Genomic DNA, 23,345 nt, shown 5'->3' on the forward strand with positions numbered 1-23,345 from the left:
AGGACCCGTTTCTAGCGAAAGAGAGTTCCGCGTGTACGCGATCGTGCGCACCGGCGGACGCCAGCAGAAGGTTGCTGTTGGCGACGTCATCGAGGTTGACCGCATTTCCACCAGCAAGGTCGGCGACACCGTCGAGCTCTCCACGCTGCTGGTCGTCGACGGCGACTCCGTCACCAGTGACCCGTGGGTCCTGGCCGGCGTGAAGGTCCAGACCGAGGTCGTGGACCACCACAAGGGCGACAAGATCCGGATCCAGAAGTACAAGAACAAGACCGGTTACAAGAAGCGCATCGGCCACCGCCAGCTCCACACGGCGCTGAAGATCACCGGCATCGACGCTCCGGCGAAGTAAGGGACTGACGAGACATGGCACACAAGAAGGGCGCATCGTCCACTCGGAACGGTCGCGACTCCAATGCTCAGCGGCTCGGCGTGAAGCGCTTCGGCGGTCAGGCCGTCAACGCCGGTGAGATCCTGGTCCGCCAGCGTGGCACCCACTTCCACCCGGGCACGGGCGTCGGCCGCGGCGGCGACGACACCCTGTTCGCCCTGGCTGCGGGCGCGGTGCAGTTCGGCACCCACCGTGGTCGCAAGGTCGTGAACATCGTTCCGGTCGGCGAGTAATCAGCCACCGAGCGATAGCTCAGCATTAGCACCACTCCGAGGGCGGACCGCCTTTTCCCGCGAGAGCGGGAAGGCTGGTCCGCCCTCGGCGTGTTAGTACAGAGACAGTCCCGTAGTTATCTGGAGGCACCCAACCATGACCACCTTCGTGGACCGCGTCGAGCTGCATGTCGCCGCGGGTAACGGAGGCCACGGCGTGGCCTCCGTCATGCGGGAGAAATTCAAGCCCTTGGGGGGCCCGGACGGCGGCAACGGCGGCCGTGGCGGCGATGTGACCCTGGTCGTCGACCAGGACGTCACCACCCTCCTCGACTATCACCATCACCCGCACCGCAAGGCCACCAACGGCCAGCCCGGCGCGGGCGACAACCGCTCCGGCAAGAACGGCCAGGACCTGGTCCTGCCCGTCCCCGACGGCACCGTGGTCCTGGACCGCCAGGGCAATGTGCTCGCCGACCTCGTCGGCCAGGGCACCACCTTCGTCGCCGGGCAGGGCGGCCGCGGCGGTCTCGGCAACGCCGCGCTGGCCTCGGCCCGCCGCAAGGCCCCCGGCTTCGCGCTGCTGGGCGAGCCCGGCGAGGCCAGGGACATCGTCCTGGAGCTGAAGACCGTCGCGGACATCGCGCTGGTGGGCTTCCCGAGCGCCGGCAAGTCCTCGCTGATCTCCGTTCTGTCGGCCGCCAAGCCGAAGATCGCCGACTACCCCTTCACCACCCTGGTGCCCAACCTCGGTGTGGTGACGGCCGGTTCGACCGTCTACACCATCGCCGACGTGCCCGGCCTGATCCCCGGCGCGAGCCAGGGCAAGGGCCTGGGGCTGGAGTTCCTGCGGCACGTCGAGCGCTGCGAGCTGCTCGTGCACGTCCTGGACACCGCGACCCTGGAGTCGGACCGCGACCCGGTCTCCGACCTCGACATGATCGAGGCGGAGCTGTCGCAGTACGGCGGACTGGACGACCGCCCGCGGGTGGTCGTCCTCAACAAGATCGACGTGCCGGACGGCAAGGACCTCGCCGACATGATCCGCCCGGACCTGGAGGAGCGCGGCTATCGCGTCTTCGAGGTCTCGGCCGTCGCCCACATCGGCCTGAAGGAGCTGTCCTTCGCGCTGGCGGACATCGTCGCCAAGGCCCGCGCCGCCAAGCCGGTGCAGGAGGCCACCCGCATCGTGATCCGGCCGAAGGCCGTGGACGACACGGGCTTCACCGTGACGGCCGAGGGCGAGAACTTCTTCCGGGTGCGCGGCGAGAAGCCCGAGCGCTGGGTCAACCAGACCGACTTCAACAACGACGAGGCCGTCGGCTACCTCGCGGACCGGCTCAACCGCCTCGGCGTGGAGGACGCGCTGCGCAAGGCCGGCGCGCACGCCGGTGACGGCATCGCGATCGGTCAGGAGGACAACGCCGTGGTCTTCGACTGGGAGCCGCTGATGGCGGCCGGTGCGGAGATGCTGGGCCGTCGTGGCGAGGACCACCGCCTGGAAGCGCCCCGACCGGCCGCTCAGCGCCGCAAGGACCGCGACCTGGAGCGGGACGAGGCGGACCAGGAGTACGAGGGCTTCCAGCCCTTCTAGCGTGCCCGGCCGGGCGCCCAGCGGCGTCCCGGCCGCCGGCGCGGGCACAGCGGAACGGGGAAGGCCCCCGGGAGGAGTCCTCCCGGGGGCCTTCCCCGTTCCGCTGTGCCGGTTCCCGCCACGTGGGCGCCCGGCTGCGGCTTAGACGGTGGCCGGTGCGTCCTCGACGTCACTGGACTCGCGTTCGGCGCTCTCGTCGGCTTCCACGTCCTGGGAGCGTTGTCCGGGGATGCCGGCGAGGCGGGTTTCCATGCGGGTGCGGCGTTCGTCGGCCTGGGCTGCGAGGTCGAGGGCGGCCTGGTTGAAGCGGACCGGCGAGGGCGGGTCGGAGGGGCCCAGCAGATGGGTCTTGAGCGCGGCACGCTCGGGGGCGAGGGTGTCGTGCTCGGGGTCGCGGACCGCGTCCAGGAGGGCGGGGACGCCGTCGGCGTCGGGGGTGAGGATGGTGGCCGCGCGGACGGTGGGGAAATGCGCGCGGAAGTCGTCCTCGCTCATGCCGGTGGTGTTGGCCACCGCGTAGGGCTTCTCACTGCTGAGGTAGTCCGACACGACGCTGGAGACATCACTGATCAGCACATCGGCCTGGTTGAAGCAGGTGAAGATCGCCGGACGCGCGGTGGTGATGATGCGGTGCTCCCACTGCGGGAAAGACGCCCAGTAGGCCCCCTCCCACGCGGTGACGGCATCGGCCACCGCCGCCGCACGCCCCTCCTGCGGAGTGCCCTGCAACCGCATCCGCTCCAGCTCATCCGCGCTACGACGGAACGCCGACGTCGTCAGCGCATTGAGCTCCTCGGTACGCAGCGCCAGCTCGGCAGCGGTCTCCGGCCCCGGCAGGGCACCACTGCGGCGGGCATTGGCCTCGGCGATCATGGCCTGGATCCGGGCATTGGCCGCACCGGCCCGCGGATCGACCGAACCCGTCATCGGATGCGGCTTGTACAGCAGCCGCACACCCTCATCGGCCAGCAACGCCCGCACGATGTTCTCACCGGCCAGAATCACCGACGTGTTGCCGGGATTGCCGTCCCAGCCCTCCCACGTCGGCGCATACAACACCGAGGTGTACCGCCCGCTCGGCGGACCCTGATAGGGCTCGATCGGCGCCAGCTGAGGCCGCCCGACCTCCACCACATCCTTGTCCTCGACACCGATATCGGCCAGCTGATAGCGCTCACGAGCAGCCGGACCGGCCACCCACACCTCGTCATACGCCTTCGCATACGGATTGCACGACGACAGCTTGTCGCTCTCCCCGTGATTGGTGAACGCATGCTTGATCGACGGAATCCGCAGGATCTGCGACGTCTTCCCCGAATTCGCCGGATGCAGCAGCACCTTCAGCGTCGTGTGCTCCAACCGCATCAGATGCGCGACCTTCGGCAGACACACGATCGGAATGTCCGTCGCATCGATCTTCTGCACCATGAACCGCTCACGCAGCACAATGATCGGCTTACCGTCCAGACCGGCCAGCGTCCCCAGCCACATATTCGCCTGATACGCCGACGACGAACCCCCGGAGAAATACATCCCCACCGTCGGCTCATACGCAGCCAGCCACTCATCCAGCCACACAAGCGCCCGCTGCTCACTCATCACACGGTGCTTGGGCAGCAGCCACGTGCCCAGGTAGAGGGTGCCGCCCGCGGACAGCACCAGCGACACCGTCAGACCGATACCGCCCCAGTAGGCGTCGGTCGTGATCGCGGTCAGCATCATGCCCAGCGTGCTCGGCACCGAAAACCGCAACAGCCGACGACCCGTCTGCCGCGACAGGATCCGCGGCGGCGCATCCGACAGACCCAACGCCGACGCATCGATGTTCCGCGTCACAAACGGCAGACTCCGCGTCCTGCGCACCAGCACCGCCACCGCCTGACACACGAAATGCGTCCCGTAGAACAGCAGCAGCGTGATGGTGAGCGGGGCCTGCTCGTTGAGGGGGTTGATCCCGTCGATGTGCAGCAGGCCGACCAGTATCAGCATGTCGCGCAGAAGCTGGCGGACGGTGACGTCGAAGCGGACCCGGCCGAGCACGGAGAGCAGGCCGGGCTGCTTGTGCTGGAGGATCAGGTCGAGGCCCAGGTTGATCACGGACGCGGCGATGAACAGTGGGATGACGGGCAGCAGCGCACCGACGAGCTGGGCGGTGAACGCGACCATCATCGCGAAGAGTGCCGCGAGCTGGACGACTCGGCGGGGGGCGATTCCGGCGGAAGGCACGGTGGGAGGGCTCCTGGCAGCAAGACGGTCAGGGGGAGGGCCGTGGGGGCGGCCGGGTCCCGCGCTGCGACGCCGCGGGGCGGCGAAACGGGACCGGTGGACACCCGACCGTATGACCTTGTTGGCCTCGGTGACAATCTGCTGTGGCTCTCATCACCGCGAATGCGGATCAATCGAACGCAACCTTTTGGACACCCGTCCCCTCTTAAGGAAATCCGGTACCCGCACGGCTCCGGACCGTGAGGAGGCCCGGCGGGAAGCCGTCCGGCCGGCCGTCCCGAAGTGTCCGGCAAGGCGTCCGTCAGGCGATATACCGGCGCACGCGTCGGCCGCCCTGCCGTAGATTGCGCCCGTAGGGCCCGTACGGATTCTCCCGTGCGGCAGTGGGATCGGCGAGCACAGGGGTACGCAGGTGGCAGGCGCAAGGCAGGACGTGGCTCACGCCCGCAGGATCGTGGTGAAGGTCGGTTCGTCCTCGCTGACCACGGCCTCCGGGGGACTGGACGCGGACCGCGTCGACGCCTTGGTGGACGTGCTGGTCAAACACCAGGACAAGGAGATCGTCCTGGTCTCCTCCGGCGCCATCGCCGCCGGCCTGGCACCGCTCGGCCTGGAGAAGCGCCCCCGCGACCTGGCCAGGCAGCAGGCCGCGGCCAGCGTCGGCCAGGGCCTGCTGGTCGCCCGCTACACCGCGTCCTTCGCCCGCTACGGCCGCCGGGTCGGCCAGGTCCTGCTGACCTCCGACGACACCAGCCGCCGGGCCCACTACCGCAATGCCTACCGGACGCTGGACCAGCTGCTGGCCATGGGCGCGGTACCGATCGTGAACGAGAACGACACCGTCGCCACGGACGAGATCCGCTTCGGCGACAACGACCGCCTCGCGGCGCTGGTCGCCCATCTGGTCCGTGCCGACCTGCTGATCCTGCTGTCCGACGTCGACGGCCTCTACGACGGCGACCCGGCGACCCCCGGCACCTCCCGGATAGCGGAGGTCAGCGGGCCGCAGGACCTGGTGGGCATCTCCATCGGCAGCGCGGGCAAGGCCGGCGTCGGGACCGGTGGCATGGTCACCAAGGTCGAGGCGGCCCGGATCGCGGCCGCGGCCGGCATCCCGGTGGTCCTCACCTCCGCCGTGCACGCCGCCGACGCGCTCGCCGGCGGCCCGACCGGCACCCACTTCCTGCGCACCGGCCGGCGCTCCGCCGACCGGCTGCTGTGGCTCGCGCACGCCTCCACGCCGCGCGGTGCGCTGGTGCTCGACGACGGAGCCGTCCGGGCCGTCGTCGAGCGGCACTCCTCGCTGCTGCCGGCCGGTATCGCGTCGGTCGAGGGTGAGTTCTCCGCAGGGGACCCGGTGGAGCTGCGGGACGGCAGCGGACGGGCCGTGGCCAGGGGCGTCGTCAACTTCGACGCGCGGGAAATCCCCCGATTGATAGGTCGTTCGACGCGGGACCTCGCCCGTGAGCTGGGGCCGGCGTACGAGCGGGAGGTCGTGCACCGCGACGACCTCGTCCTGCTGCACCACTGACCGCCGGCCCGCCCTCCTGCCGGCCGTCACGCGCGGGAAACCCTTCCGGGACGCCGTCATATCCGCGGCGCGAAGACCAGCCTTTCCACGGAGACCTTCGCGAAAACGCCCCCGCGACGGCCCGCGGGCTGGTCAACTTTGTTGCGGGGGCGCCGTAGGGGAGCGGCGCCCGCAGCGCGAGAGCGCACACGCCGCAGTACGACCGCACCGATCGGCTCCGTACCCCCCAAGGGCGGAGCGATTCGCATCACAGGAGGCCGCCGGTGAGACGAGGGCGCCCAGGGGCACCGCCCCGAGGGACGGCGGAGCGCACACTGACCAGCGTCGGGACCGGAGGTGTCGGCCGGACCGAGGACGACGAGCGCACGGAGCGGGGCTCGACCACCCGGGAGGCCCCCGAGGGCGAGCGCCGGGACGCGTCCCGGCTGTGGCACATCACCCTCAGCGTCTCGGGCGCCGAGGCTCCCCTGCAGGAGGTCAGACGGGCGCTCGAACAGCTCGCCCACGACCACCCCTTCCTGCTGACCAGCCGCTATGCCGACGATCACGCCGAGATCCGTTACTGGGAGGAGGCGCGGGACCTGCACGACGCCGCGGCGGTCGCGCTGCGGCTGTGGGGCGAGCACCGCTCGACGGCGAAGCTGCCGCCGTGGGAGATCGTCGGCCTGGAGGTCATCGACCGCGAGACCTACCACCAGCGCATCGCCGAGGGGTACGGCCCGCCGCCCGCGTCGCCGGTCGGCGTTCACCCCTACTGAACCCCCGGGCGGGCGGTCCCCGCCGGGATGCTCGCCCGGGGGCTGTCCACCACGGTGTGAGCCGTGTCCCGCACTGTGAAATACGGCATGGCCGCTGCCTCCCACCGGGCTAGGCTGCGGCCATGACCAGCAGCACATCGCACTCCTCGCCCGTCCTCGAGACCGCCCGCCGCGCCAGGGAAGCCGCCGCCGTACTGGCGCCGCTGCCGCGCACGGCCCGCGACGGAGCGCTGCTCGCCATCGCCGACGCCCTCGTGGCGCGCACCGACGAGATCGTCACGGCCAACGCCGAGGACATCGCCAAGGCACAGGCCGCCGGTACCGCCGCGTCCCTCGTGGACCGGCTCACGCTCACCCCCGAGCGGATCGCGGCGATCGCCGCCGACGTCCGCGACGTCGTGGCGCTGCCCGACCCGGTGGGCGAAGTCGTGCGCGGCTCGACCCTCCCCAACGGCCTGGACCTGCGGCAGGTCCGGGTTCCGCTCGGTGTGATCGGGATCATCTACGAGGCCCGGCCGAATGTGACGGTGGACGCCGCGGCGCTCTGCCTGAAGTCGGGCAATGCCGTGCTGCTGCGCGGCTCGTCCTCGGCGTACGCCTCCAACAGCGCCCTGGTGGAGGTGCTGCGGGCCGCGGTCGAGAGTGCCGGGCTGCCGGCCGACGCGGTGCAGCTGGTGCCCGGCGAGAGCCGCGAGTCGGTCCGCGAGCTGATGCGCGCCCGCGGTCTTGTCGATGTGCTCATCCCGCGCGGCGGCGCGTCCCTGATCCGCACGGTCGTCGAGGAGTCCACCGTCCCGGTGATCGAGACCGGCACCGGCAACTGCCACGTCTACGTCGACGAGGCCGCCGACATCGACACGGCCATCGACATCCTCATCAACTCCAAGGCGCAGCGGCCCAGCGTCTGCAACGCCGCGGAGACCGTCCTGGTGCACGCCGGGATCGCGGAGAAGTTCCTGCCGCGCGCGCTGGAGGCGCTGACGCAGGCCGGTGTGATCGTGCACGGCGACGCGGCATGGCAGCAGGCCGGGCCCGGCATGGTCGCTCCCGCCACCGACGAGGACTGGGCGACGGAGTACCTCTCCTACGACATCGCGGCGGCCGTGGTGCCCGACCTGGACGCGGCGGTGGCACACATCCGGCGCTGGACGTCCGGTCACACCGAGGCCATCGTCACCACGTCGCAGGCCGCCGCCCGCCGGTTCACCCAGTTGGTGGATTCCACCACCGTGGCCGTCAATGCCTCCACCCGCTTCACCGACGGCGGCCAGTTCGGCTTCGGAGCCGAGATCGGCATCTCGACCCAGAAGCTGCACGCCCGTGGCCCCATGGGCCTGCCGGAGCTCACCTCCACGAAGTACATCGTCACCGGGGACGGGCACACCCGCTGAGCCGTCCCCCGGATTCGGCGTTCTCCCTGCCCAAAATGACGGCCCGGGGCTAATCTGGACGGGTGCCGGACGACGTGGGGGGCAAGCCGTTCCCGGACGGTGAGGACCCCAGCGAGCACCCTTACGGGAGCCACGGAAGAGCGGACGAAGAATTCGCCTCCGTGGTCTTCGACGAGGACTTCGTCCGGGCCGCGCGCATTCACGAGCCCTCGGCGGTCGAGCGGATGCTGGCCGCCGCGGAGGCCCGTGCGGAGGCCGAGGCGGCCCGCTCGGCGGCCGCCTACGGACCGGACGACGTGGACGAGCCCGAGGGCGCGGACGGCGAGGCCGGATCGCGTACCCGACGGCGCCGCCGCCGCGGCCCTGAGGCCGACGACTACGACTACGACCCCTACGGCGAGTACGGGGAGTACGGCGAATACGGGCCGCACGGCCCGTACGGCCCCTACGGCGGCGCGCTGCGTCCCTATCGCAGCAGCGCCCGCTGGCACCGGCCCATGGCGTGGGTGCTGGCCGTCGTGATGGGCGTCGGGCTGGTCGCGCTGGCCTTCAGCGCCGTCTACCGCGGTGCCTCCGGCCGGAACCAGAGTCCGGCGCCGCCGCCCGCCACCAGCGGCGTCGACACGCCGTCCACCGGCGGTTCCGAGAGCGGCCACCGGATGCCGCCCGGTGTACTGCCCTCCGCGACCGCCGGGTCGGCCTCTCCGTCGGCCTCGGCGCAGCCGCGCTCGCGCTGAGCCGGGGCAGCGTCGCTCCGGCACCGAGCGCGCCCGTCCGGTGAAGTTGCCGTCCGCCGGAGCGTTTACGTTCCCCTCCTCAGACCTACTCTTGTTGTATGAGCGGGCCTGGTGACCCTCCCGAAGGGACGCCCAACGGCGCCCCGGGAGGCGGTGAGGACGAATACCGATCCGTCGTCTTCGACGAATCGTTTGTGCGAGCTGCCCGGCTGCAGGAGTTCTCCGCCGATGAGCGCCTGGGCGAGCACCATGCGCCCGCCGTCAAAGCCCGCCACCGCTCTTTTCTGAGGGCGGGCGGCCCCCGGCAGGCCATCCTGCTGGTGGTGCTGATCGTGCTGGCCTTCGGCACGGCCGTCTACATGGGTGTACGCCACCCCTACCGGACTCCCGATTCGGTCCGGGTGCAGTCGATGCGGTCCGCGGTGGTGCCGCTCGCGCCGCCCGGGGCCGTGCCGGGAGCGAAGCCCGGCGATCTCTTCGCGCACAGTCCGGCCGCGGACTTCCGCCTCGGCGCGGCGGGGGTCAACCTTCCCGCCGTCACCCGCACCGCGCACTTCTCCGGCGGCCAGGTCGTCTCCGCGCTGACCATCGCCAAGGATTACCTCGTCCGCTCCTCGCTGGATCCGGCGACGCTCACCGGCGGCTCCCAGCGGCCGGTCCGGCTGCTGATAGACACCGGCCAGCTCGACCAGTTCGACCGGAGCCTGGCGCACCCGGACGACGACGGACGGAGCGCCGCGACCGGCTGGCTGGTGCGCTTCGACCCCCGGCAGACCCAGCTGGCCGACCGGAACGTACGCGTCAACGGCACGCTCTCCGCAGCGGAGTTGAGCCCGGACGCACTCGATATCACCGCCGACTACACCTTCGTCTACGCGGTACGGTCCCCGGCCGGCGCGCAGCAGGGCGACGCCGCGGGCCAGGACGTCGGCAAGGCCACGCCGGGCGCCGCCTCGCTGTTCACCGTCCGCCGGGAGCTGCACTTCCGCCTCGACCGTGAGGATCTCGACGCCCACCGCCTGGAGGTGCTGCAGAGCAACCTCCAAGCGGGGCCGCTGGCCTGCTCCTCGAAGCCGGCCGACACGCTACGGCCGCTGCTCGCCGGCCAGCGCGCGGGCAACGACGGTCCGGCCGGCACCGACCCCTACCAGCAGGGCCGGACCAGTCCCTCGCTCTGCGGTGAGCTGGCGGCTACTTCCCAGCCGAGCCCGAGCCATCCGATCCGTTAGCGCCTCCGCCGTCGGTGCCGCCCGAACCCTCGGGGCGTCCGCCGCGGAAGACCGTGTCGCGCAGCTTGCCGCCCAGGTCACCCGCGCCACCGGCGATATCGCGCACCAGGCCCATCAAGGGGTCCTTGCTGTTGCGCACGGAGTCGGCGTAGTGCGTCGCGGAGTCCCGGAAGGAGTCGGAGACCGAGGTGTCCTTGTCCTCGTCGCGCCGGGGGTAGTGGCCGTCCATGATGCGCTGGTAGTCGCGGCTGGCCGCCCACTTCTTCAGCTCGGCGGCCCGCACGGTCGTGAACGGGTGGCTGCGCGGCAGCACGTTGAGGATCTTCAGCACGGAGTCGCGCAGATCGCCGCCCGACTCGTATTCGTCCGCCTGCTTGAGGAAGGCGTCGACATTCATCTCGTGCAGGTGGTTGCCGCCGGCCAGCTTCATCAGGCCGCGCATGGACGCCTGCAGATCCTGCCCGACGAGCAGCCCGGCGCGGTCGGCGGACAGCTCCGACTTGCGGAACCACTCGCGCAGCGCCGTCACGATCGCCATGATCGCGACATTGCCCAGCGGGATCCAGGCGACCTTCAGGGCGAGGTTGGTCAGGAAGAGCAGGACCGTGCGGTAGACGGAGTGCCCGGAGAGGGCGTGTCCGACCTCGTGGCCGATGACCGCCCGCATCTCCTCCTCGTCCAGCAGCTCGACCAGGCCGGTGGTGACCACGATGATCGGCTCGTCCAGGCCGATACACATGGCATTGGGCTGCGGATCCTGATTGACATACATCGGCGGGACCTTCTCCAGGTCCAGGATGTAGCAGGCGTCGCGCAGCATGTCGTTGAGGTGGGTGAACTGCTGGTCGCCGACCCGGACCGAATCCGACAGGAAGAGCAGCCGCAGGCTGCGCTCCGGCAACAAGCCGCTGAGCGTCTTGAAGACGGTGTCGAACCCGCTCAGCTTGCGCAGCGCGACCAGCGCCGAGCGGTCAGCCGGGTGTTCGTAGGACCGCGAGGAAATCCCGGGGAACCGCCTGCGGTCCCGGCTCGGTACGTTTTCGCTGCCGCCTGGGCTCTCCGTCATTGGGGCCTCCCCCTGTTCGACTGCGTGTGTTCAGACTAGAGGACGCCACCGACAGGCGATTGGATGCTCGGGCGTACGCTGGCGATCGCACCAATGACCGCACAAGCTCGCACAAAAGGAGCGCTCCGCCATGCTGGATCCGAGCGTGCTGCTCGCCGCCGCCGGGGAAACCGCCAAGGCCGACGGCCCCGGATGGATTCTGCGCGCGGTGATCATCGTCGGTGTCGTGGGTGCGGCGCTGCTCGCGTGGTTTCTGCTGCGCGGCTACAAGCAGGACTGAGCCGGCCGTCCGCCGAAGGCCCCTCGGGGCGGAGTCGCCGTGTGCCCGCGCGGCGGGCACGCTTACGATGTGGCGGAAGTCTCTGCCCGACCCCAGCCCGGATTGGTCCTGCTGACGATGAGCCTGCACTCCACCGCACAGTCCCTGGTCACCCTCGCCGAAAGCGGTCACGAGGGCGGCGGTCACGCCAGCCTGAGCCCGTACCTGACCGGCGGCGGCGCCCTTTTTATCCTTCTTCTCCTGCTCTGGATCACCACTCGCTTCAACCGCGACCGCTGAGCCAGGACGCCCGGCCCCCGGCATCGCGTGGCGCCCAGTAGGGTCTGCACGCATGGGAGAGCACACAGGGCCCGTGAAGCGGCGACTCGGAGTGATGGGCGGCACGTTCGACCCGATCCATCACGGACACCTGGTCGCCGCCAGCGAGGTGGCCAGCCAGTTCCACCTCGACGAGGTCGTCTTCGTGCCCACGGGGCAGCCGTGGCAGAAGAGCCACAAGCAGGTGTCGCCCGCCGAGGACCGGTATCTGATGACGGTCATCGCGACCGCGTCGAACCCGCAGTTCTCCGTCAGCCGCATCGACATCGACCGCGGTGGCAAGACGTACACCATCGACACCCTGCGTGATCTGCGCTCCGAGCACGTCGACGCGGACCTCTTCTTCATCACCGGTGCCGACGCCCTCGGTCAGATCCTGACCTGGCACGACGCCAAGGAACTGGTCTCGCTCGCCCACTTCATCGGTGTGACCAGGCCCGGCCACGTCCTCGCGGACCCGGGGCTGCCCGCCGGCGCGGTGTCCCTGGTCGAGGTGCCCGCCCTGGCCATCTCCTCGACCGACTGCCGCGCGCGCGTGGCCCAGGGCGACCCCGTCTGGTACCTCGTACCGGACGGCGTGGTGCGCTACATCGACAAAAAGCAGCTGTACCGCAACGACAGCTGACAGGGCTGACGGAAAGGGGCACCGGTGAGCGACCGACAGGATCCGTACGGGCCGCAGGACCCGTATGCCCACGACCCCTATGCCCAGGAGCAGCAGGGGCAGCCGGGCTACGCCTACGACGCCTACGGGCAGCCGGTGTACCGCGAGGCGTCGCAGCCGTCGTACGAGCAGCAGTACGACCAGTACGGCCGCCCGATCACTCCGGCCTCCGCGGCCTACGACGGCTACGACCCCTATGGCGGGCAGCCTGCGGCGGGGCAGAGCGCGCCGGCCCAGGAGCAGTACCAGGACCAGCAGTACGGCTACGACGCCTACGGCCGCGGTCAGTCCTCGCAGCAGGGCTACGCCCCGCAGTACGACCCGTACGCGCAGCCCCACCAGCAACAGCAACAGCAGGACTGGATTCCGCAGCAGGCACAGCAGTCGCCCTACGAGCAGACCTCGTACGACGAGCGGTCCGGCTATGAGCAGGCCGCGCCGCAGCAGTACGCCGAGCCGAGGCCCCCGGCGCAGCGCCGCGGGTCCTCGGACGGCGGTCCGGCCGGCAGCTCGCCCCCGTCGCCCGGATCCCCCTCGTCGGCGGAACCCGAGTACCACACCGAGCAGTTCTCGTTCATCGAGGAGCCGGACGAGGACTCCGAGGACGTCATCGACTGGCTGAAGTTCACCGAGAGCCGCACCGAGCGGCGCGAGGAGGCCAAGCGCCGCGGACGCAGCCGGATCGTCGCGCTGTCCGTCGTGCTGGCCCTGCTGGTCGCCGGCGGCGTCGGCTACCTCTGGTGGGCGGGCAAACTGCCGGGGCTGGCCGGCGGCGACACCGGCCAGGCCGCCGCGAGCAGCGGGCAGAAGCGGGACGTCCTCGTCGTGCACCTGCGCGACACCGCGACCGGGAACAGCTCCACGGCGCTGCTGGTGGACAACGCCACCACCGGCAAGGGCACCACGGTCCTCCTGCCCAACAACCTCGCGGTCTCCAAGGAGGACGGGACCACCACCACGCTCGGCAAGTCCGTCAAGGACGAAGGCGTCGACCCGACCCGGGACTCCCTCAACACCCTGCTGGGCGCCGACATCAAGGCCAGCTGGCGGCTGGACACCCCCTACCTGGAGAACCTCGTCGAGACGGTCGGCGGCATCACCCTTGACACCGACGCCGCCGTGCCCGGCAAGAAGAAGGGCGACTCCCCGGTGGTCAAGCGGGGGAGCGGGCAGGACCTCAACGGACAGGCCGCCGTCGCCTACGCCACGTACCAAGGGCCCGGAGAGGCCCAGGCGAAGCAGCTCCAGCGCTTCGGGCAGGTCATGCAGGCGACCCTGAAGAAGGTCTCCAGCGACGCGGACGGCGCCACGACCACCGTGAAGACGCTCCTTCAGGTGCTCGATCCGCCTCTCACCGAGGCACAGCTGGGCAGTTCGCTGGCGCAGCGCGCGGAGCTGGCCAAGACCGGGGCCTACCGGACCACGACGCTGCCGGTGCAGGCCAACGGCACGCTCAGCCCGACGGCGTCGCAGGCCGTGGTCAAGGACGTGCTCGGCGGCACGGTGAAGAAGGCCGCCCCCGACGCCACCGCCCGGGTCGCGGTCCGCAACGCCAGCGGCACCGCCGGTGCCGCGGGCAAGGCACAGGTCGCGCTGGTCAACGGCGGCTACACCTTCGTCAACGACGGCAATGACCCGACTGCCCGGCCGGTCTCGCAGATCACCTACGCGGACGCGGGCCACAAGGCGAAGGCCGCCGAGGTCGCCAAGACGCTGGGGCTGCCCGCGGGTGTGGTCAAGCAGGGCAAGAGCGCGTCGAACGCCGATATCACCGTCGTGCTGGGCCAGGACTTCAAGGGCTGACCGGCAGGAATCGCGTGGCGCCCGCCGGAAGGTTCGGCGGGCGCCACGGCCGCATTCGGGGCGGTCCGGTGCGGGACGGGAGAAGCCCGCCGGGAGTGTCGGTGGGCCGTGAGACCCTTGAGGCGTATCTGATCGCCGATCCGGCCACCCAGGGGGCGTCGGCGCGCCGCGGCCCCGCCGCGAGCCGCGTGCCCCGGCCGGAGAAGCTGCCCTCGAACCGGAAAGCCGCTTGTGACCGCCACGGACCGCTCCATCGAGCTCATCAACGCCGCCGCTCTGGCAGCGGCCGACAAGCTCGCGCACGACATCATCGCGTACGACGTCAGCGACGTCCTGTCCATCACCGACGCCTTCCTGCTGGCGTCGGCGCCCAACGACCGCCAGGTCAAGTCGATCGTCGACGAGATCGAGGAGCGGCTCAACAAGGACCTCGGCGCCAAGCCGGTGCGCCGCGAGGGCGACCGCGAGGCCCGCTGGGTGCTGCTCGACTACGTCGACATCGTGGTGCACGTCCAGCACAGCGAGGAGCGCGTGTTCTACGCGCTGGAGCGCCTGTGGAAGGACTGCCCCGAGATCGACCTCCCCGAGGAGGCCAAGGCCACCCGCGGCAAGGCCGCCGCGCACGCCGAGGCAACGTCCGCCGAGCAGGACGGAGAGCTGCGCTGAACGGCACCAAGAGCGGCCGGGGCCGCCGCGTCGTCCTCTGGCGCCACGGTCAGACGGCCTGGAATCTGGAGCGCCGCTTCCAGGGCACGACGGACATCGAACTGACGGAGACGGGCATCGGGCAGGCGCGCCGCGCGGCCCGGCTGCTCGCGGCCCTCAAGCCGGACGCGATCATCGCCTCCGACCTGCAGCGGGCCGCGGCCACGGCGGCCGAGCTGGCCGCTCTGACGCACCTCGACGTGACGCACGACGCCGCGCTGCGGGAGACCTACGCGGGTGCCTGGCAGGGGCTGACGCACGACGAGATCCTCGCGCAGTACGGCGAGCAGTACTCCGCCTGGAAGCGCGGTGAGCCGGTGCGGCGCGGCGGCGGCGAGCTGGAGACGGAGGTCGCCGACCGGGCTGCCCCCGTCGTGCTGGAGCACGCCGACAAGCTGCCCGACGGCGGCACCCTGGTCGTGGTCAGTCACGGCGGCACGATCCGCACCACCATCGGGCGGCTGCTCGGCCTGGACTCCCACCACTGGGAGGGCCTGGGCGGCCTGTCGAACTGCTGCTGGTCCGTTCTGGGCGAGGGGGCGCGCGGCTGGCGCCTGCAGGAGCACAACGCCGGAACCCTGCCGGAGCCGGTGCTCGGCGACGACGACTGAGCCCCGTGGCCGGGGACGGCCGACCTGATTTCACATCCGGGCAGGTCGCAGGCTAAAGTTCTTCTTGTTCGCGGCGCCGCCGGGGGAAACCCGGGGGAGCGGAACAAGACCCGGGGCTATAGCTCAGTTGGTAGAGCGCCTGCATGGCATGCAGGAGGTCAGGAGTTCAATTCTCCTTAGCTCCACAGCCCGGATGATCCCGTCTCCTTGCGGAGCCAGTGCCCGACACTGGATCGCGAGGTGGCGGGATCTCTGTATTTGCGGTGGCGCACGGCAGTGATGCTGCAAGCTGTGGCGGACGTCACCCCGCATCCGTGGATCTGCGGACCGGTGGCCGGCGGAGCGCGGGTGCCCCGGAGGTGTGACCTCGTGGATCGCGTGAAGTGTGCGGTCGGTGAGGCGCGGGCGTGCCAGGTGGTCCCTGTTGTTCATGCGAGTGGGGAGGAGCGAAGCGTGTCCGGCTCCGGACTCCCGGTTCGTGTGGCGGCCCGATGTTTCCCCCGCCTCCGGAGTTCCCGGCAGGGGGCGCACGGCGGCGAGGCGAGAGCCCGCAGTGACCGCCCCTCAGTTCGAACTGCTCCCGGACGGGGGGCTTTTCAGGGCACTCTCCCCGAAACGGCCGTCCGGAGCGCCGTCGAGAGAGTGTCGCGCCCACGGTGGGTGAGCAGGTTCGCTCCCGGGGGTGCGGGGGCGGCCCGGGGGCGCCCGGGATGGCGGGAAGGCGGACCTGACCGGATGCGTGGTCCGTGGCAGAATCGGACGGCGCCGGCAGGGGAGGAGAAATCGCGATGCCCACGAGCATCCTCGAGGAGGTCAATGACCTGCTCGAAGTGGCCGAGGCGCAGGGGTATGACTGGCTGCCGGAATACGCGCTCCGCTTCACCTGCCCGGTCGACGGTCCTGGATCCGCAAGTGGCGGGAGCGAAGGTTCCGCTTTGCAGTGCCCCTCTTGCGGGTCATCCCATGTCGCCCAGGTGCTGGGCGACAACGGAGGAATCTCCTTCGTCTGTACGGCCTGCGGCCACAGTTGGAGCTGACTGATGGGCGCCCACAGCAGGAAATGCGACTGGTGCGGCAGCGGTACGCCGATCGTCCGCGATATGGAGCCGGTCAATGCCGAGTACCAGTACTGGTGCGAGGAATGTGCCCGCGCCCTTGTCATAAAGGGCGACCCCATCGAGACCTACCGTGAACTCGACGGGGAGCCGATCTACGGTCGACTGCTGGACGAGCACTGCACGCTGAAGCGTTTCTACTCGTTCGCCACTGCTTGATCCTCGCGGGCCGCGGTGCGGCCCCGCCGGGCGGTAGGTGGCACTCCTGAGCGCGTGCTGCGACCGGCCGGCCGGAGCGTGGCCAGCTGGGGGCGGCGGCTCGATTCAGGGCCGTGAGGGGGCATTCGGCGCCTGCCCCACGGGGTCTTTCCTGGGCTTCACGCCATCTGACCGACCCTGCCGGTTCCCGGCCGTAGGTCGTCCCACCGCTCCGTTCCTGCTCGTCGGCGCCGTGATCACCGTCCGGTTTCAAGATTTTTCCGGTGGATTCGGGCAGAGCGGAACTCCACTGCGTCTGCGGGGCGTTGGGGGACCAGGAGCTGCCGCCGGAAACGGCCGGCGGCACGGGGGAAGCGACACGGGGGTCGCATCATGACCGATACGACGATCAACCCTGCCCGCACGCCGGCGGACGACGACGGCGTCGAGCGGACCGGGAAGCGGGAAGCGGCGGCCGGACTGACGCCGTTCACCGATGTGCTCCGGGTTCCGCCGGTCCTGCGGCCCGGCCGCAAAGGGGCCAGGCGCGGTATCGACATCGAGCTGAAGACCACCTGGGTGCGTCTGCACAGCCAGCTCCCGCCGACCAAAGTGTGGGCGTACGGGGGCCACTTCCCGGGCCCGACCATCGAGGTACGGCGCGGTGAGCGGCTGCGCGTCGCCTGGGTCAACCGTCTCACCGGTGGCCATCCGGTGACCGCGGCCGAGGCCGCACCCGTCCCGGGAGCGCCGCTGCCGACCGACGTGGCGGGAAGGGCGGGCGCCACCCTCGTCGCGGGGGTGGACCGCCTGCCGGCCTGGGTCGTGACCCATCTGCACGGTGCGGTGACCGGCGGCGGCAACGACGGCTGGTCGGAGAACGCCGTGGCCCACGGCGACGCCCAGCTGTCGGAATACCCGAACGATCATCGCGCGGCCGCCTGGTGGTACCACGACCACGCCATGGACATCACCCGCTGGAACGTCTTCGCGGGACTGGCCGGGATGTACCTCATCCGGGACGAGGAGGAGGACGCACTCCAACTCCCCTCCGGGGAGCGCGAGATCCCGCTCATCCTCCAGGACCGCAACCTCGACACCGACGAGGACGGACGTCTGACGGGGCGACTGCTCCACAAGACCCTCGTCGTCGGCACCGACCCGCAGGGCAAGAACGTCGCTCTGCCGTTCTCCGGCCCGTACACCCTCGTCAACGGCACCATCTGGCCGTACGCGGACGTCGACGCCCGCTGGTACCGCTTCCGGCTGCTGAACGCCGCGAACGCCCGTACGTTCACGCTGCGGCTGGTCGACGACAGGACCGGGGCGCCGGTCACCGGAGCGGTCCACCAGATCGGTTCGGACGGCGGACTCCTGCCCCGGCCGCTGCCGGTCGATGGCGGCCTCTCGGTCGCCCCCGCCGAGCGGATGGATCTGCTCATCGACTTCAGCAGGCTGCGCGGTCGTACGCTGCGGCTGGTCAACGACGAGCCGGGTGTGCGCTATCCGCAGGTGATGCAGTTCCGGGTGGCGAAGGAGAAGTCCGCCGACCCGTTCGTGCTGCCGTCCGTGCTCTCCTCGTCGTTCGAGCGGCTCACCCACGACAACGTTCCCTCGCATCAGCACCGGCTGGTCGTCCTCACCCCGCCGGGGCCGCTGGGCAACGGTCACCCGGAGATGTGGGAGATGCAGGAGGTGGAGCCGGACGCCGTGCCCATCCCGGGTGACGGCGTGATCCAGGTCAAGGGCGCCGGCGGAACGGTGCGCACGTACCGCCGCGGAGCCCGGATGTTCGACGACGCCTTGGGCTTCATGGTCCGCTACGGCGACTGGGAGCAGTGGAGCTTCCTCAACCTCGGCGGTGCCGGGATGCACCCGATGCACATCCACCTCATCGACTTCCAGGTCCTCAGCCGCGACATCTATCCGGCGGACCCGCAGAGCCCCTTCGACAAGGAACTCGGCGGCACCCTGGCACCACTGGAGTACGGCGGCCGCGCCCCGATAGCCCCCGGCGACCAGGGCTGGAAGGACGTCATCCAGGTCCCGCCGGGACAGATGGTGAACGTCATCGGCCAGTTCCGGGGCGCGCGGGGCCGGTTCATGTACCACTGCCATCTGCTGGAGCACGAAGACATGGGGATGATGCGGCCCTTCGCCGTCATGCCTCCGGAGGTGCTGGCGTTTCATCACCATCGGCCGGGCGGCGGCCACGATCACGGAGCCCACTGAGCCGCCACAGCCGTGCGGCGGTCAGCGCGAGGAGCACCAGACCGGCGAGTGGATAGACGCCGGAGAGCAGCATCTGGCCGCCGTTCTGATGCAGTTCCTCGTGCTGGTGCCAGCGGTGTGGCACCCACCAGAGAGCGAAGGAGCAGAAGAGGAGGGCCAGGACGGCGGTCGTCGCCCACCAGCGGCGGGCGGCGCGGCCGGTGCGGCGCATCGCCTCGGAGCCGACCAGGATCAGCATCGGCACGCCCCACACCCAGTGGTGCGACCAGGAGATCGGGCTGACCAGCAGGGCGGTCGCCGCGCAGGCGACGGCCGCCCAGGCGCGCTCGCCGCGCAGCAGCGACGCGGTCGCCAGCCCCAGGCCGAGCACGGCCGTCAGGCCGGCCGCCACGAGCCAGGCCGCGCCCGGGTCATGGGTGTGCAGCAGCCGGGCGAGGACGCCGCGCAGTGACTGGTTCGCGGTGATCTCCACCTCGCCGACCCGGTCCGCGGCGAAGACGATCTCGGTCCAGAAGCGGTGGGAGTCGCGCGGCAGCGCGAGGGCGGTGAGCAGGACGGTGGCGAGGAAACCCGCGATGGCGACTGCTGCCTGCCGCAGCCACGGGTTCCAGGCGGCCCGTGCCCCGGCGCCGGAGCGGATCAGTTGCCCTGCCCGGACCGCTCCGGCGAGCGCGAGGAAGACGGCGAAGAGCGCCGGGGTGAGCTTGATGCCCGCCGCGATGCCGATGCCGAGGCCCGCCAAGCGGTGGGTGTCCCTGCGGGTCAGGTCCCACAGGACCAGTACGGCGAGGAGGAGGTTGATCTGTCCGTAGCGCAGCGTCGTCCAGACCGGCTCGCACCACACCAGCAGCGCGGAAAGCGCCAGGGTCGCGGCGGGGCGGGGGAGGCGCCGGGGCCGGCCGACCAGGCGCAGCGAGAGGTGCACGGTGGCGACGACCAGGACGAGGTTGCCGGCGGTGGCGAGGGTGCGCATCGTCGGGACCCCGAAGAGGGTCAGCGGGGTGAACAGCAGCGCGGCGAAGGGCGGGTAGGTGTTGGGCAGCCGCGCCGAGGTCGCCACCATGTCGTAGAGGTCCTCGCCGTTGCGGGCGGTCCAGCCCTCGGCGCGGTAGACCATCAGATCGATCATCGTCACGTGTGCGAGGCGCTGGACGATCCAGAAGGCGGTGAAGGAGACGACGCAGGCCAGGGCCGCGAGAGCGGTGGGGTGCCGGCGGATGAGGCCGCCGTGGGGGCCGGGGCCGCCGGCGTCGGTGGGCTGTTCCAGCTCCAGCGCGGTCACAGCGTTCGGCTCCCCAGGACGAATCGGGCACAGATGGCCGACAGTACCGCGCGTCGCGCCGCGGGGCCTTCGGCAAACCGATTTGGCAGAAGGCCGGGCGGGCCGTGTAATGTAGGCGATGCCGCAGCGGGGAACCGCGCGGAGCAAGACCTGGGGCTATAGCTCAGTTGGTAGAGCGCCTGCATGGCATGCAGGAGGTCAGGAGTTCAATTCTCCTTAGCTCCACAGAAATCAGAGCGGGTCGTCCGATTCGGACGGCCCGCTTTGTTGTGTGTCGCCGGGCAGCGGTCCCGGTGATCTTCGCTTTGTGCGGCGGGCCTCGCGGCTCGGCGGCTTGACGGGCCGGTCCGGCTCCCGGCTGACACCCCGAGCCCTGGCTCGGCGGTCGCCGGCCGGGCTCGGAGCCGGGGCACCGGGCTCCCGGGAAGCCGCACCATCCTGCCGCGCCGTGACCAGTCGAGTCCGCCGCGCCCAGCCGTCGGGACCGGCCGTCCGCCGCGTCCCGTTGCCGAGTAGGGTCGCCCGCCGCGCGCCTCGCTGGCGGGACCGCATCTCCCGCCTCCGCCCCCGCTGCCGGGCCGCCGCTCTTGCCTCCGCGCTGAAATGCGGTCAAGCGGTCAACAGGCCGACGCCACAGGCCAGATGGCGGGCGGCCCGGCCCCCTTGCCTCCGTTCCCGGTCGTCCTGGTTCGCCCCCGGTTCGCATCTGGTCGTTTCTTGTCGTTCCTTGGCTTCTTCTTGGCGAACGCATGTCCCTGGCATGGACAGATCACCGAGAGAGTGACGCAGCGCGTGAGTGTCACATCCATCGCATTCACCACTCATGAGGTGCCGCGCAACGGCGCACTGCGGGACTCATCGCCTCGCGGCCTCGCGGCCTCGCGGCCTCGCGGCCTCGGGCCCCTCCGCCCCTCGCGCCTCGGGCGGGACCGGCGTCGCGCACAGCGTCACCGCGCACAGCGTCACCGCGCACAGCGTCACCACCGCACCGCGACAGCAGGGGGTTACATGAGATCAAGCCGCTCCAGAACACTGCGCACCCGCGCCGGTCTGGCCTGGGCAGCCGCGCTGCCTCTGGTCGCCGGCGCGCTCGCGCTCGGCGCACCCGCCGCCGACGCCGCGGGACACGACGGCGGCCGGCACGCACTCCAGGGCACCAAGCCCCTGTGGGCCACCCGGCAGGCGGATCAGGGCGCCACCTCCGCCGCCACCGGCGTCACCGCCCGCGTGTACTTGGCCGGCCGTGACGCCAAGGGCCTCGCGGGCCATGCGCGTGCGGTCTCCGACCCGCACTCGGCGGCGTACGGGAAGTACCTGAGCCCTGCCCAGGTGCGCTCCCGCTACGGAGCCACCCGCGCACAGATAGCCGAGGTGACCCACTGGCTGAAAGCGTCCGGCCTGAAGGTCACCGGCACCACCAACCGCTATCTCGCGGTCAAGGGCGACGCAGCCGCTGCTGAGCGGGCCTTCGCCACGGACCTGCACAACTACCGCAAGAGCGGACACACCTACCACGCCCCGTCGGCCACCGCGTCCGCCCCGGCATCCCTGGCCGACGCGGTGCTGACGGTCACCGGTCTGGACAACGCGCCGCGGCTCGCCGAGCACCACTCCGACGAACTGCCGCCGCCGTCCGCGGTCTTCCGCAACTCCGGACCGTTCTCCTCGTACTACGGCTCCCGCACCGCCAAGGGCCTGCCCTCGGCCTACGGGAGCAAGGCGCCGTACGCCGTCAAGGGCTACACCGGCAAGCAACTGCGCGCGGCCTACGGGGCGAAGGGCTGGACCGGCAAGGGCGTCACCGTGGCGATCACGGACGCCTTCGCCTCGCCGACCATCGCCAAGGATGCCGGCAGGTACGCGGCCCGCAACGGTGACCCGAGCTACCGCAGCGGCCAGCTCTCCCAGGTGCTGCCGGAGAAGTACTCGCACATCGAGGAGTGCGACGCGGCCGGCTGGTACGGCGAGGAGACCCTCGACATCGAGGCCGTGCACGCCGTCGCACCCGCGTCCGACATCGTCTACGTCGGCGGCGCCTCCTGCATGGACGACGACCTGCTGGACTCCCTCGGCAAGATCGTCGACGGACACCTCGCCGACATCGTCTCCAATTCCTGGGGCGACATCGAGGCGAACGAGACCCCGGACGTGGCGGCCGCCTACGACCAGGTCTTCCAGCAGGGTGCCGTGCAGGGCATCGGCTTCTACTTCTCCTCCGGCGACAACGGCGACGAGGTCGCCAACACGGGTACCAAGCAGGTCGACACCCCCGCGAACTCCGCCTGGGTGACGGCCGTGGGCGGCACCTCGCTGGCGGTCGGCAAGCGCGACACGTACCGGTGGGAGACCGGCTGGGGCACCCGGAAGGCCGTCCTGTCCGAGGACGGCAACAGCTGGGACGGCTTCCCCGGCGCCTTCACCAGCGGTGCGGGCGGCGGCACCAGCAGGACCGTCGCGCAGCCGTACTACCAGCGCGGAGTCGTCCCGGACGGGCTCGCGAAGGCGGGCGGCGCGGGCGCGATGCGCACCGTCCCGGACATCGCGGCGGTCGCCGACCCCAACACCGGGTTCCTCGTCGGCCAGACCCAGACCCTGCCCGACGGATCGCTCGGCTACGACGAATACCGGATCGGCGGCACCTCGCTCGCCGCGCCGGTGATCGCCGGCGTCCAGGCGCTGGCCCAGCAGGCCCGGCACGGCGTCGCCATCGGCTTCGCCAACCCCGGCATCTACCAGCGCTACGGCACGGGCGCGTACCACGACGTCACCGACCACCCGCTGGGTGCGGGCCGTGATCTCGCCGTGGTCCGCGTCGACTACAACAACGGCATCGACGCAGGTGAGGGCACCACGACCTCCCTGCGCAGCCTGGGCAAGGACAGCAGCCTGCACGCGGTCGTCGGATACGACGACGTCACTGGTGTGGGCTCGCCGAGCACCGGATATGTGAGGTCCTACCGCCCCTGACGCGCGTCCGGGACGTCCCCGAGGCCGCTTGTCGGGGCCGTCCCGGAGCCGCGCCTGAGGCGCTCCGCCCCTCGTTCGCCGCTGCCGGGCCCGTG

At 70.9% G+C, this 23,345-nt stretch carries 21 protein-coding genes and 2 tRNA genes; 20 read left to right on the plus strand and 3 right to left on the minus strand.

Features of this window, described 5'->3' with window-relative positions; all coding sequences use genetic code 11:
• The first annotated feature begins 31 nt into the window (after positions 1-31).
• The 3 genes from rplU to obgE all read left to right on the plus strand — a co-directional run bounded on the left by rplU (position 32) and on the right by obgE (position 2,197).
• Positions 32-352, plus strand: coding sequence for a 50S ribosomal protein L21 (gene rplU, locus QOM21_RS24480; RefSeq protein ID WP_052855736.1), 321 nt, complete (start codon positions 32-34; stop codon positions 350-352).
• A 14-nt stretch (positions 353-366) separates the two neighbouring features.
• Positions 367-624 (plus strand): 50S ribosomal protein L27, encoded by a 258-nt coding sequence (gene rpmA, locus QOM21_RS24485; protein ID WP_407553185.1) that lies wholly within the window; start codon positions 367-369, stop codon positions 622-624.
• Positions 625-760: 136 nt separating this feature from the next.
• Positions 761-2,197 (plus strand): GTPase ObgE, encoded by a 1,437-nt coding sequence (gene obgE, locus QOM21_RS24490; protein WP_407553186.1) that lies wholly within the window; start codon positions 761-763, stop codon positions 2,195-2,197.
• Positions 2,198-2,338: 141 nt separating this feature from the next.
• Here obgE and QOM21_RS24495 read toward each other — a convergent pair whose 3' ends face one another.
• Positions 2,339-4,423: a hypothetical protein gene (locus tag QOM21_RS24495; RefSeq protein WP_407553187.1), complete on the minus strand. Its 2,085-nt coding sequence runs from the start codon at positions 4,421-4,423 to the stop codon at positions 2,339-2,341.
• 412 nt (positions 4,424-4,835) lie between these two features.
• On the opposite strand from QOM21_RS24495, the gene proB reads away from it, so the two are divergent.
• The 5 genes from proB to QOM21_RS24520 all read left to right on the plus strand — a co-directional run bounded on the left by proB (position 4,836) and on the right by QOM21_RS24520 (position 10,069).
• Positions 4,836-5,954 (plus strand): glutamate 5-kinase, encoded by a 1,119-nt coding sequence (gene proB / locus QOM21_RS24500; protein WP_407553188.1) that lies wholly within the window; start codon positions 4,836-4,838, stop codon positions 5,952-5,954.
• A 263-nt stretch (positions 5,955-6,217) separates the two neighbouring features.
• A complete protein-coding gene (locus tag QOM21_RS24505) occupies positions 6,218-6,712 on the plus strand; it encodes a hypothetical protein (RefSeq protein WP_407553189.1) in 495 nt (164 codons plus the stop codon).
• 122 nt (positions 6,713-6,834) lie between these two features.
• Positions 6,835-8,103 (plus strand): glutamate-5-semialdehyde dehydrogenase, encoded by a 1,269-nt coding sequence (locus tag QOM21_RS24510; protein WP_407553190.1) that lies wholly within the window; start codon positions 6,835-6,837, stop codon positions 8,101-8,103.
• A 62-nt stretch (positions 8,104-8,165) separates the two neighbouring features.
• Positions 8,166-8,840, plus strand: coding sequence for a hypothetical protein (locus QOM21_RS24515; protein WP_407553191.1), 675 nt, complete (start codon positions 8,166-8,168; stop codon positions 8,838-8,840).
• Positions 8,841-8,938: 98 nt separating this feature from the next.
• On the plus strand, positions 8,939-10,069 hold the full coding sequence (locus QOM21_RS24520; protein ID WP_407553192.1) for a hypothetical protein: 1,131 nt from the start codon (positions 8,939-8,941) through the stop codon (positions 10,067-10,069).
• Here QOM21_RS24520 and QOM21_RS24525 read toward each other — a convergent pair.
• Complete coding sequence (locus QOM21_RS24525) at positions 10,032-11,135, minus strand: M48 family metallopeptidase (protein WP_407553193.1); 1,104 nt, start codon at positions 11,133-11,135, stop codon at positions 10,032-10,034. The two genes, QOM21_RS24520 and QOM21_RS24525, sit on opposite strands and share 38 nt — an antisense overlap.
• Positions 11,136-11,265: 130 nt before the next feature.
• Here QOM21_RS24525 and QOM21_RS24530 point away from each other — a divergent pair, with 130 nt between their 5' ends.
• From QOM21_RS24530 to phsA, 10 genes are all read left to right on the plus strand, one after another.
• The gene (locus QOM21_RS24530) at positions 11,266-11,415 is read left to right on the plus strand and encodes a hypothetical protein (RefSeq protein WP_398557640.1); all 150 of its coding nucleotides are present in this window, start codon (positions 11,266-11,268) and stop codon (positions 11,413-11,415) included.
• Between the two features lie 69 nt (positions 11,416-11,484).
• Positions 11,485-11,694: a hypothetical protein gene (locus QOM21_RS24535; RefSeq protein WP_407556030.1), complete on the plus strand. Its 210-nt coding sequence runs from the start codon at positions 11,485-11,487 to the stop codon at positions 11,692-11,694.
• 52 nt (positions 11,695-11,746) lie between these two features.
• Complete coding sequence (gene nadD / locus QOM21_RS24540; protein WP_407553194.1) at positions 11,747-12,358, plus strand: nicotinate-nucleotide adenylyltransferase; 612 nt, start codon at positions 11,747-11,749, stop codon at positions 12,356-12,358.
• A 24-nt stretch (positions 12,359-12,382) separates the two neighbouring features.
• Entirely contained in the window at positions 12,383-14,200 is a 1,818-nt protein-coding gene (locus QOM21_RS24545; protein WP_407553195.1) for a LytR C-terminal domain-containing protein, read from the plus strand.
• 231 nt (positions 14,201-14,431) lie between these two features.
• Entirely contained in the window at positions 14,432-14,866 is a 435-nt protein-coding gene (gene rsfS, locus QOM21_RS24550; protein ID WP_407553196.1) for a ribosome silencing factor, read from the plus strand.
• Positions 14,863-15,516, plus strand: a complete 654-nt coding sequence (locus QOM21_RS24555; RefSeq protein ID WP_407555785.1) for a histidine phosphatase family protein — start codon at positions 14,863-14,865, stop codon at positions 15,514-15,516. Before rsfS ends, QOM21_RS24555 begins: the two co-directional genes overlap by 4 nt.
• A 112-nt stretch (positions 15,517-15,628) precedes the next feature.
• Positions 15,629-15,701 (plus strand) — tRNA-Ala (locus QOM21_RS24560).
• Positions 15,702-16,304: 603 nt separating this feature from the next.
• Positions 16,305-16,553 (plus strand): hypothetical protein, encoded by a 249-nt coding sequence (locus tag QOM21_RS24565; protein ID WP_407553197.1) that lies wholly within the window; start codon positions 16,305-16,307, stop codon positions 16,551-16,553.
• Positions 16,554-16,556: 3 nt separating this feature from the next.
• The gene (locus QOM21_RS24570; protein ID WP_129296442.1) at positions 16,557-16,790 is read left to right on the plus strand and encodes a hypothetical protein; all 234 of its coding nucleotides are present in this window, start codon (positions 16,557-16,559) and stop codon (positions 16,788-16,790) included.
• Positions 16,791-17,162: 372 nt separating this feature from the next.
• Positions 17,163-19,001 carry an O-aminophenol oxidase PhsA gene (phsA, locus tag QOM21_RS24575; RefSeq protein ID WP_407553198.1) on the plus strand — a complete coding sequence of 613 codons (1,839 nt, stop codon included), beginning with the start codon at positions 17,163-17,165 and terminating at the stop codon, positions 18,999-19,001.
• Here the strand turns inward: phsA and QOM21_RS24580 are convergent.
• Positions 18,931-20,283, minus strand: coding sequence for a glycosyltransferase 87 family protein (locus QOM21_RS24580; protein ID WP_407553199.1), 1,353 nt, complete (start codon positions 20,281-20,283; stop codon positions 18,931-18,933). The two genes, phsA and QOM21_RS24580, sit on opposite strands and share 71 nt — an antisense overlap.
• 152 nt (positions 20,284-20,435) lie before the next feature.
• Between QOM21_RS24580 and QOM21_RS24585 the strand changes: the two genes are divergently transcribed.
• Positions 20,436-20,508: transfer RNA gene (locus QOM21_RS24585), tRNA-Ala, on the plus strand.
• 783 nt (positions 20,509-21,291) lie between these two features.
• Positions 21,292-23,250: a protease pro-enzyme activation domain-containing protein gene (locus QOM21_RS24590; RefSeq protein ID WP_407553200.1), complete on the plus strand. Its 1,959-nt coding sequence runs from the start codon at positions 21,292-21,294 to the stop codon at positions 23,248-23,250.
• Positions 23,251-23,345 lie beyond the last annotated feature (95 nt).

The sequence above is a fragment of the Streptomyces sp. Pv4-95 genome (genome assembly GCF_045782725.1).
Lineage (GTDB): Bacteria > Actinomycetota > Actinomycetes > Streptomycetales > Streptomycetaceae > Streptomyces.

Coding starts and splice junctions, on each gene's coding strand:
- rpmA (WP_407553185.1), top strand. CDS start 367: ATGGCACACAAGAAGGGCGCATCGTCCACTCGGAACGGTCGCGACTCC.
- obgE (WP_407553186.1), top strand. CDS start 761: ATGACCACCTTCGTGGACCGCGTCGAGCTGCATGTCGCCGCGGGTAAC.
- QOM21_RS24510 (WP_407553190.1), top strand. CDS start 6,835: ATGACCAGCAGCACATCGCACTCCTCGCCCGTCCTCGAGACCGCCCGC.
- QOM21_RS24520 (WP_407553192.1), top strand. CDS start 8,939: ATGAGCGGGCCTGGTGACCCTCCCGAAGGGACGCCCAACGGCGCCCCG.
- QOM21_RS24525 (WP_407553193.1), bottom strand. CDS start 11,135: ATGACGGAGAGCCCAGGCGGCAGCGAAAACGTACCGAGCCGGGACCGC.
- QOM21_RS24530 (WP_398557640.1), top strand. CDS start 11,266: ATGCTGGATCCGAGCGTGCTGCTCGCCGCCGCCGGGGAAACCGCCAAG.
- nadD (WP_407553194.1), top strand. CDS start 11,747: ATGGGAGAGCACACAGGGCCCGTGAAGCGGCGACTCGGAGTGATGGGC.
- QOM21_RS24565 (WP_407553197.1), top strand. CDS start 16,305: ATGCCCACGAGCATCCTCGAGGAGGTCAATGACCTGCTCGAAGTGGCC.
- QOM21_RS24570 (WP_129296442.1), top strand. CDS start 16,557: ATGGGCGCCCACAGCAGGAAATGCGACTGGTGCGGCAGCGGTACGCCG.
- phsA (WP_407553198.1), top strand. CDS start 17,163: ATGACCGATACGACGATCAACCCTGCCCGCACGCCGGCGGACGACGAC.
- QOM21_RS24590 (WP_407553200.1), top strand. CDS start 21,292: ATGAGATCAAGCCGCTCCAGAACACTGCGCACCCGCGCCGGTCTGGCC.